General features: G+C 40.1%; 8 protein-coding genes. 2 read left to right on the top strand and 6 right to left on the bottom strand.

Going from position 1 to position 8,977, the window contains the following annotated elements; all coding sequences use genetic code 11:
- Nucleotides 1-180 precede the first annotated feature (180 nt).
- Nucleotides 181-1,284 (bottom strand): phosphoribosylaminoimidazolesuccinocarboxamide synthase, encoded by a 1,104-nt coding sequence (locus A1QC_RS10795; RefSeq protein WP_017025051.1) that lies wholly within the window; start codon nt 1,282-1,284, stop codon nt 181-183.
- A gap of 171 nt (nt 1,285-1,455) precedes the next feature.
- Nucleotides 1,456-1,863, bottom strand: coding sequence for a hypothetical protein (locus A1QC_RS10790; RefSeq protein WP_017025050.1), 408 nt, complete (start codon nt 1,861-1,863; stop codon nt 1,456-1,458).
- Nucleotides 1,864-2,190: 327 nt separating this feature from the next.
- Here A1QC_RS10790 and aqpZ point away from each other — a divergent pair, with 327 nt between their 5' ends.
- Nucleotides 2,191-2,889 (top strand): aquaporin Z, encoded by a 699-nt coding sequence (gene aqpZ, locus A1QC_RS10785; RefSeq protein ID WP_017025049.1) that lies wholly within the window; start codon nt 2,191-2,193, stop codon nt 2,887-2,889.
- Nucleotides 2,890-3,026: 137 nt separating this feature from the next.
- On the opposite strand, the gene A1QC_RS10780 is transcribed toward aqpZ, so the two are convergent.
- Nucleotides 3,027-3,212, bottom strand: a complete 186-nt coding sequence (locus A1QC_RS10780; protein WP_017025048.1) for a hypothetical protein — start codon at nt 3,210-3,212, stop codon at nt 3,027-3,029.
- 202 nt (nt 3,213-3,414) lie between these two features.
- On the bottom strand, nt 3,415-4,098 hold the full coding sequence (locus A1QC_RS10775; RefSeq protein WP_017025047.1) for a DUF2786 domain-containing protein: 684 nt from the start codon (nt 4,096-4,098) through the stop codon (nt 3,415-3,417).
- A gap of 243 nt (nt 4,099-4,341) precedes the next feature.
- Here A1QC_RS10775 and ydiJ point away from each other — a divergent pair, with 243 nt between their 5' ends.
- On the top strand, nt 4,342-7,434 hold the full coding sequence (gene ydiJ, locus A1QC_RS10770; RefSeq protein ID WP_017025046.1) for a D-2-hydroxyglutarate dehydrogenase YdiJ: 3,093 nt from the start codon (nt 4,342-4,344) through the stop codon (nt 7,432-7,434).
- Nucleotides 7,435-7,568: 134 nt separating this feature from the next.
- On the opposite strand, the gene artM is transcribed toward ydiJ, so the two are convergent.
- A complete protein-coding gene (artM, locus tag A1QC_RS10765) occupies nt 7,569-8,243 on the bottom strand; it encodes an arginine ABC transporter permease ArtM (RefSeq protein WP_017025045.1) in 675 nt (224 codons plus the stop codon).
- The gene (gene artQ / locus A1QC_RS10760; protein WP_026025807.1) at nt 8,240-8,959 is read right to left on the bottom strand and encodes an arginine ABC transporter permease ArtQ; all 720 of its coding nucleotides are present in this window, start codon (nt 8,957-8,959) and stop codon (nt 8,240-8,242) included. Before artQ ends, artM begins: the two co-directional genes overlap by 4 nt.
- Between the last annotated feature and the right edge of the window lie 18 nt (nt 8,960-8,977).

Here is an 8,977-nt window from a genome sequence, read left to right as displayed (position 1 = left end):
TTCGATTTATTGACTATCGATTCCATAAGGTAAATGAGAACAACGCGTTTAGTGTTTGTTATTGGCTTCAATTAGTATGGGTCATTATATAATAATAACTTCAGTGTACTGTGATTTTTATCTGATAAAAATAGAAAAAGCCAGATATTATCTGGCTTTTTCTATGAAAAAGCAGGTCAGCTAAACGATTAAGTCGTAATCTTTTTTCAAGATATCTATGATTTCCTGTTTAGGATCATCACTTAATACAATTTTCTTCCCTGTGATTTTTTCTGCAATCGATAAGTAGGTTTGAGAGATTTTCATGATCTCTTCTTGAGGCAACGTGTTTTCTTTCGCTAGAGCAAAACGCTCATCCATGCGATTTTTATTTAAAAGAATATCTGGATCAGGGAAGTAATTAAGCAAGAATTGACGAAATCCTTCTTTTGAGTTTTCCACGATATTACCTGCTTGATATTCTTTTTTATCCCAAATACGAGAAGAATCGGGCGTGCCAACTTCATCCATGTAGATCAGTTTCTCATTACCTGCAGCATCATTTACATAGCCAAATTCAAACTTGGTATCGACAAAAATTTGATCAACGCTATCTAGAGCGTCGCTGATGACTTTAAAACCTTCTTTCAGCAATTTTTCATAATGTGGAATATCTTTTGCGCTTGAAAAATTAAAGGCTTGGAAATTAGCTTCAATGTCATTGCGTGATACGTTGACATCATCCGCTTCTGGGACATTTGGAATGCCTTTGAGGATACCTTTTGTAGATGGTGTTATAAGCAGTTCTGGTAAAATCTTATCTTTGCCTAACCCTTCAGGAAGCGCGATGCCACAGAAATTACGCTCACCTTTTTCATAAGCTCGCCACATTGAACCGGTGATATATTGGCGACATATTGCTTCGATCATTACTGGTTTAGCTTTTTGAACAATCCACACAAAAGGGTGTGGGATATCCAGAATATGGCTATCTGCAAGGTGATTATCTTTAAACAATTGGAACCAATGGTTTGAGATAGCATTCAATGCAGCACCTTTACCAGGTACGCCTTTTAAACCACCTTCACCGTGCCAAATACAATCAAATGCAGAGATTCGATCACTAATGACCATGATTGCTAATGGTGCATCTTCAGCAACATCGTAACCTTTTTGTTTAATAAGGCGACGGCTGTCTTCCTCTGTTAACCAATACACAGAGCGTACTTTTCCACTATGGACAGGTTTGTTAGTACGGATGGGAAGGTCATCATTCACGGCTAGAACTTGGTTAGCAATGCTCATTTCCATATTCCTATTTGAGGCTAGGCTTAAAAAACAGGTATGAAGGTTACATACCAGAAAGCGGCATAATAACAGAACACGGGTTATTGCTTCCAGTGAAAAAGCAAACGTTTGCCATCAAATACCATCAAGTTGTCTGTTTCTAGATAATCAATGGTGTGACTACCTACTTCAGTGCAAATTACGAATTAAAGTTTGGCGGATACTTTGATCCATGAAAAAGATTTCACAGCCTACTTCTTTGGCTTTTAAGATCAAACTAGCTTTATCTTCACAACTAAAATTATCGCTTGATACGATTGCACTAGCATTTTTAGCACTGATTGCTTTTAAAATGATGTCTTTTTCAGTCATTGAAAGAGAAGCTTTTATTTTTACTACCTTACTGGCATCGATACCGAACGCAACGAGCTCGGGTATGGTTGGTAGTGTCGCTTCAGCAGTAAATAGTAACCAGCGAGGTCGCTTAGATAACATCGACAGGCGAGAGAATAGCGGGCTACTTGCAGAAAACGTATCGTCGTTTGAAGCAAGAGAAGCGTGTGAATGATGAGGTAAAGCGGCATTATTAATAAGCATAACGAACTGTCCATATATCCATACTGTATGCATATACAGTAGTGTTTGATTGAGAATAGATCAAGTCATTTATTAAGCAAATTATTATTAATTGTGATTAAACTCTCTTTTTATTTGTGGTTTAAAAAAAGTAATGTAATATGCACCCGTTATAAGCCTTTCAAAATTAAGAAATTAATTGAATTGTAAGCAATAGGTTATCTATCAGTAAGCAAGAGACTTTGTTTTACTGTTTTTTGATGGCCTATTTTTTTGTGTTTTTAATTATGCGTACTGTTCAAATACAAACTATTGTTATTTGGACAATTAATTCATGGGGATAAAAAGATGAACAAATATTTAGCAGAATGTTTTGGTACGTTTTGGTTGGTACTTGGTGGTTGTGGTAGTGCAGTGTTAGCAGCAGGCTTTCCAGATTTAGGGATCGGTTTTGTTGGTGTTTCACTTGCGTTTGGTCTTACTGTGTTAACGATGGCTTATGCTATTGGTCATATTTCTGGTTGTCATTTAAACCCAGCAGTTTCTATCGGCTTATGGGCTGGCGGTCGTTTTCCTGCTAATCAACTTCTTCCATACATTATTGCACAGGTTGCCGGTGGTATTATTGCTGGTGGTGTTTTATATGTCATCGCTTCTGGTCAAGCTGGTTTTGATCTTGCAGCTGGTTTTGCTTCTAACGGTTATGGCGAGCATTCACCAGGTGGTTACTCTATGGTTTCTGCTCTTGTCACTGAAATTGTTATGACAATGATGTTCTTAATCGTGATTTTAGGTGCAACAGATAAACGAGCTCCTGCAGGTTTCGCTCCAATCGCAATTGGCCTGTGTTTAACTCTGATTCACTTGATCTCTATTCCTGTAACTAACACTTCGGTTAACCCAGCGCGTAGTACTGCAGTTGCGGTTTTTGTGGGTGACTGGGCGACGGCTCAACTTTGGCTGTTCTGGGTTGCTCCAATCATTGGTGCAATTCTAGGTGCCCTTGCTTATCGTTTCATTGGCTGTGAAAAAGCTGAAAACGCATAACTTGCTAGCATTATTGTTTTAGTTTTCACTAAAGCAGAAACCAAAAAGGCGCTCAATTGAGTGCCTTTTTTTGTGATTACCTTTTTATTAATTTTAACTCTGATGATTTTACTATGTTGTACATTAGTTCAATGAACTTAATTTAATTTTGATTGCTTATCTCTTAATGCTTGTTCTGCGATATTAAACTGTCGAACATCAATGCGGGCAAAATCATGGCATTGAGGACAGGCATTGTGACTAACACCATCGATATATTCTAATTTGACTAGCTCGCCTACAAATTGCTTACACCAATCACATGTTCCTCGTGCGCTTTCCATTATTAACTTCCTGTACTTCTTTTAAAATATTTAAACCACATTGTGGTAACGACAGGAAGTGTAGCCAACAAAAGTGACACTTTCGAATATTATTGATGAGCGAAATGTGTATTTGGTCACATATCTAAATAATTAAATTTAAGTAAACGATTGCTAAAATCTTGATCGCATTTTTGAATATAAAATCAAAAAAGAACAATTCTTAACTAATGCGTTTTTTCTCTTCAGCGCCATCAATAGGGCGGTTCACTGAAATGCGTCGCCCTTTCTTTAAGCCAACTTCATAGTCTGCTGTAAAGTTTTTCATGGCTTCACGCAGTTGTTGTTTAAAGGTTTCACGGTCGATATTTTCAAACTCTTTATCAATGTAGTTATTAATTTTTTGAGCAGAGTCATCATCGGGGGCAATCAACGGCAGTTTTTCTAGTGCGCCTTCAATCCATCCGGATAAAAATGAATTTACGCGACGAGTGACTTCTGCGCTCGTGGTGCCAGAACCTGAAAAGCTGTTGCGGAATTGACCCGTTTGCTCATTCATTTCACGGTACACAATATCAAATGCAAAGGCCGCAAAAATTGCACGATCCGCTTCACCGATAAACTCAACACGCTTTAAACCTTTATGGTTGAGTAACACGGCTTCAACACCAAAACGAGTATTAATACCACGAATAATACGCAATAGGTTGGAGCTAATATTGGCTGGAAGAAGATGGCTAGATTGAGTTTTACCCAATTTAATGAAATCAATATCGTCCTTATCTAAGCCATACTTCAGCATTAGACGATGAGCCATTCTAATTGCTTGAGCGGCTTCATTCACATTCGCTGAATTACCTAGCTCTAAACATTTGGCTATTTTTTTAAGGGCTTTTTGTTTATCCATTAATCTTCTAACTATCTTAAAGGCGAATAAATGAGCCGCGTATTCTACCGTTTTTCGTGTCTGTTAGAAAGAACAACCCTCAAACTTTAGGGACAATTTTTATCGTACTCTATTGATTCGACGCAAACGTTAACTTTCTATTCCTAACCTGATGACAAATGTTGTAAAGTGACGGTAATCAAACTTTATTTAGTATCAACATCCCAAGCTGAAGGGATCAGCGAAGCAGGGGCATGAGGCGCAATGTTATCAAATAGCGGTACACCTAAAACAACATCTAATACACTTCCATTATTGAATCAACGATTTGATGTTGATCCACTCGTTGAGGCTTATCTTTCTGAACTATCACAAGCTGGCTTTAGTGGTGATATCGAGCAAACCTACGCAAGCCGTTTAGCGGTCGCAACCGACAACAGCGTTTATCAACAATTACCGCAAGCGGTGGTATTGCCTAAACATAATCAAGACGTTCAATTGATTGGCAGAATTGGCGCTCAAGATAAATATGACAGTGTCACTTTTTCACCTCGTGGTGGCGGTACTGGCACGAACGGACAGTCGTTAACCAAAGGCATTGTGGTAGATATGTCTCGCCACATGAATAAAGTCCTTGAAGTGAATGAAAGTGAAGGTTGGGTACGTGTTCAATCAGGGGTCGTCAAAGATCAACTCAATGATGCCGTACGTCCTTATGGTTATTTCTTTTCTCCCGATTTATCGACCAGTAATCGAGCAACAATAGGGGGCATGGTCAATACCGATGCTTCCGGTCAAGGTTCGTTAAAATACGGCAAAACCTCGGATCACGTTTTATCATTACAGGCGGTATTTTCTGATGGTTCAATGTATGAAACCGATGGGTCTCAAGACACTCCTACATTAGGCACTGTCGCCAATAGAGCATTAATGGAAGCCGAGCGTGTTTGCCGTGAAAATCGCACAGCAATTGAAGAAAAATTCCCACCATTGAACCGCTTTCTAACGGGGTATGATCTAAAAAATGCACTGAATTTTGAGCAGAATGAAAACGGTGAATTCGATTTAGCACGAGTATTGTGTGGCGCTGAAGGATCGCTTGCTTTTATTACCGAAGCGAAACTGAATTTAACCCCGATACCGAAAGCCAGAACCTTAGTAAACGTGAAATACAATTCATTTGATTCTGCGCTGCGCAGTGCCCCTTTAATGGTCGAAGCGCAAGCCTTATCGGTTGAAACGGTCGATTCTAAAGTTTTAAATTTAGCCAAGAAAGACATTGTTTGGCATACCGTAAGCGACTTGTTGACCGATGTCGAAGGCAAAGACATGCAAGGCATCAATATTATTGAGTTTGCCGGTCAAAATGAAAGTGAAGTCGCTTCATTAGTGAATGATCTAGTGACTCAACTTGAAGTGAAATTGGAAACGGAAGAAGGCGGAATCATTGGTTTCCAAGTGTGTAATGATCTCGCCAGCATTAACAAAATATACAATATGCGCAAAAAAGCGGTGGGTTTACTAGGTGGGGCGAAAGGCCGAGCTAAACCGATCGCTTTCGCAGAAGATACTTGTGTGCCTCCTGAAAATTTAGCCGATTTTATCGTTGAGTTTCGTGAGCTGTTAGACAGTAAATCACTCAATTATGGCATGTTCGGTCATGTTGATGCTGGCGTGCTACACGTAAGACCGGCATTGGACTTATGCGATCCTGAACAAGAACAACTGATGCATCAAGTGTCGGATGAAGTGGTTAAGCTTGTCGCGAAATATGGCGGTTTAATGTGGGGAGAACATGGCAAAGGTTATCGTTCTGAATACGGGCCTGAATTTTTTGGTGAGGAATTGTTTTTACAACTTCGCCGAATCAAAGCCGCATTTGATCCCTTAAATAAGATGAACCCGGGTAAGATTTGTACGCCACTAGATAGCCAAGATGAATTGGTGAAAGTGTCGGATGCCAAGCGTGCTACCTTTGACCGCCAAATTCCGATCACGGTGCGTGATAGCTTTAAACAAGCGATGGAATGTAATGGTAACGGCTTATGCTTTAACTACGATGTAAACTCGCCAATGTGTCCTTCAATGAAGATCACAGCAGATCGCAGACATTCACCGAAAGGTCGAGCTGGCCTGGTGCGCGAATGGTTACGTCAGTTAACGGCGAATGGTGTCGATATTCTGGATTTAGAACAACAAGCCTTAACCGGCAGTAGTTCGATTAAAGCGATGATCGATCGCGTTCGACACAGTATGAAAAAGAAAAGTGACTATGACTTTTCACATGAAGTGTTTGAAGCATTGAACGGTTGTTTAGCGTGTAAAGCGTGTGCCAGTCAATGCCCAATTAATGTTGATGTCCCTTCGTTCCGTTCGCGTTTTTTGAATGTGTATTACACCCGTTATCAGCGCCCAGTAAAAGATTATCTCGTTGGCAATATCGAAACACTATTGCCTGTGATGGCCAGTATGCCAAAAGTCGTCAACGGTATGCTTGGGATGCAGTGGGTACAAGACCTAACGAAACGCAGCATTGGTTATATTGATACGCCATTATTATCTATTCCAACCCTCAAAAAGGCATTAGCAGAAAGCGAGTGGGATAGCCGTTTTAGTTTATCTCAACTGCAATCTTTATCCGATGATCAACGTCAAGAATATCTGTTGGTTGTACAAGACCCATTTACCAGTTTTTATGACGCCGATGTGGTTGCTGATTTTGTTGAATTAGCGGTGAAATTAGGCAAAAAGCCGGTTGTGCTGCCATTTAAGCCAAATGGTAAAGCGCAGCATGTGAAAGGTTTCTTAAAGCAATTTGCACATACGGCGAGTTCAACTGCTGAATTTTTGAATAGTTTGGTGGAGCTGAATATTCCCATGGTGGGTGTCGATCCCGCGACGGTTCTTTGCTATCGAGATGAATACCGCGAAGTATTAGGTGATAAAGTCGGAGATTTTAAAGTACTCAGCGTACATGAATGGCTGCAACCTAACTTAAATCACTTTAAGTTTACCGCCGTGGCATCAGATAAAGCGTGGAATTTATTCTCACACTGTACGGAAAAAACTAAGCTGCCTAATTCAGAAAAAGAATGGGGGCAGATCTTTGCCCATTTTGGCGCAACCTTAAATACGATTCCGGTAGGTTGCTGTGGTATGGCGGGAACATTTGGCCATGAAGCGGATAAGTTCGAGATGTCACAAGGGATTTATCAGTTAAGTTGGCAACCCAATATCAATCAATTGGATAAAGAGTATTGTCTTGCCACGGGCTATTCATGCCGTAGCCAAGTCAAACGTTTTGAAGGGGTGAAACCAAAACATCCATTACAAGCGTTACTGACCATGGTTCAATAAGTTATCCTGACGATGTAATGAGAAAGACTAGGAAATCGTCTAGCCTTAGAAATAATAAAGCCCAGTTCAATTGAATTGGGCTTTTTCGTTATGAGTATTCGGCTTCAGTTATTGAGAATAATGACTGATAAAATCTAGTGACTGCTTGATTCAAACGCTAAGACTTTCTTTTCTATCTGTCTAAAGATCAGCGTTAAAGTACCATTTACGATTAAGTAAAATGCCCCAGCAACCCCAAATACCGTTAATGTGTCGTAGGTTTGTGCGTTAATTCGTTGCGCATAACCCATTAAATCCATAATGGTAATGGTGCTTGCTAGAGAGGTGCCTTTAAATACTAAAATGACTTCATTGGAATAGGCGGGAATCGCACGACGTATTGCATAAGGTAGCAGGACAGATAAGGTTGTTCTCGTATTCATGCCTAATGCACGACAAGCTTGCCATTGACCTGATGGAATGGCGTCAAATGCTCCTTTAAATAACTGAGTACTGTAAGCTGCGGTATTGAGTGCAAGAGCTAACATCGCGCAAAACCAAGGCTGGCTTAACCAATTCCACGCGAGGCTATGGCGGATCCACTCAAATTGACCTGGTCCATAATAAATCAAAAATATTTGAACAAGTAATGGCGTGCCAGTAAACAAGGTTATCACTAACCGGCTTAGCCAATGTACGATGGGAATCCTTACTATGAGGCTTACTGTCATTAATAGCGATAAACTGCAACCCACCAGCAAAGCGGCAGCAGTGAGTTCAAGGCTGGTTTGTAAACCATTGAGTAATTGCCAAATATGCTGTTCGTTCATAGTTTGACCTCAATGATGTTTTTCTTATTGCTCTTCTTTTGTGGAGATATGCTGTTTTCTTGTAGCTGATATTTTTTGTTTATCACTGCGACAACACGTTGGGTGATTAATGTTATTACAAGGTAAACCGCAGCAGCAGTCGCATACCATGTGAAACTTTGATGGGTTGCGGCTGAAGTAAGTTGTGCTTGTTTTAAAAGATCCGTTACACCAATTAATGATACTAACGCCGTATCTTTTAATAATACGAGCCATTGATTGGTTAAACCGGGCAGAGCATGACGAACCGCTTGAGGTAAAACGATTCGAATAAAAATCCGAGTTTTACTTAAACCTAAAGCGCTCGCTGCTTCACTTTGACCTTTAGGTACTGCCTTTAATGCACCACGTAATGTTTGTGCCGCGTAAGAAGCAAAAATAAGAGATAAAGCAATGACGCCAGAAAGGAAGGGGCTTATTTCTACATACTCACCTGTGATGTAAAATAAGATTTGTCCTGAACCAAAAAAAATGAATAAGATCACAAGCAGTTCAGGTAACCCTCTAATGATGGTCACCAACGTTGTCGTTGGCCATGAAATTAACTTAAAGCGCGACATTTCGCCACTTGCTAATATCATCGCTAAAACTAAGCCTACAGCGAGGCTGCTAAAAGCCAGCTCAATCGTAAGCCAGCTCGCTTGAATTAACGCTAGAGAGTAACCTGAAAGCATCACTGAATTGTTACCACTTAA

This window comes from Vibrio rumoiensis 1S-45, assembly GCF_000286955.2.
GTDB classification, from domain to species: Bacteria; Pseudomonadota; Gammaproteobacteria; order Enterobacterales; family Vibrionaceae; genus Vibrio; species Vibrio rumoiensis_A.
The sequence above is the reverse complement of the archived record's forward strand: the minus strand, read 5'-3'. Positions and strand labels throughout refer to the sequence as shown.

Bases quoted from the DNA above. Each gene is read 5' to 3' on its own strand.
- artM (WP_017025045.1), bottom strand. From the start codon at position 8,243: ATGAACGAACAGCATATTTGGCAATTACTCAATGGTTTACAAACCAGC.
- A1QC_RS10775 (WP_017025047.1), bottom strand. From the start codon at position 4,098: ATGGATAAACAAAAAGCCCTTAAAAAAATAGCCAAATGTTTAGAGCTA.
- A1QC_RS10790 (WP_017025050.1), bottom strand. From the start codon at position 1,863: ATGCTTATTAATAATGCCGCTTTACCTCATCATTCACACGCTTCTCTT.
- ydiJ (WP_017025046.1), top strand. From the start codon at position 4,342: ATGTTATCAAATAGCGGTACACCTAAAACAACATCTAATACACTTCCA.
- aqpZ (WP_017025049.1), top strand. From the start codon at position 2,191: ATGAACAAATATTTAGCAGAATGTTTTGGTACGTTTTGGTTGGTACTT.
- A1QC_RS10780 (WP_017025048.1), bottom strand. From the start codon at position 3,212: ATGGAAAGCGCACGAGGAACATGTGATTGGTGTAAGCAATTTGTAGGC.
- A1QC_RS10795 (WP_017025051.1), bottom strand. From the start codon at position 1,284: ATGAGCATTGCTAACCAAGTTCTAGCCGTGAATGATGACCTTCCCATC.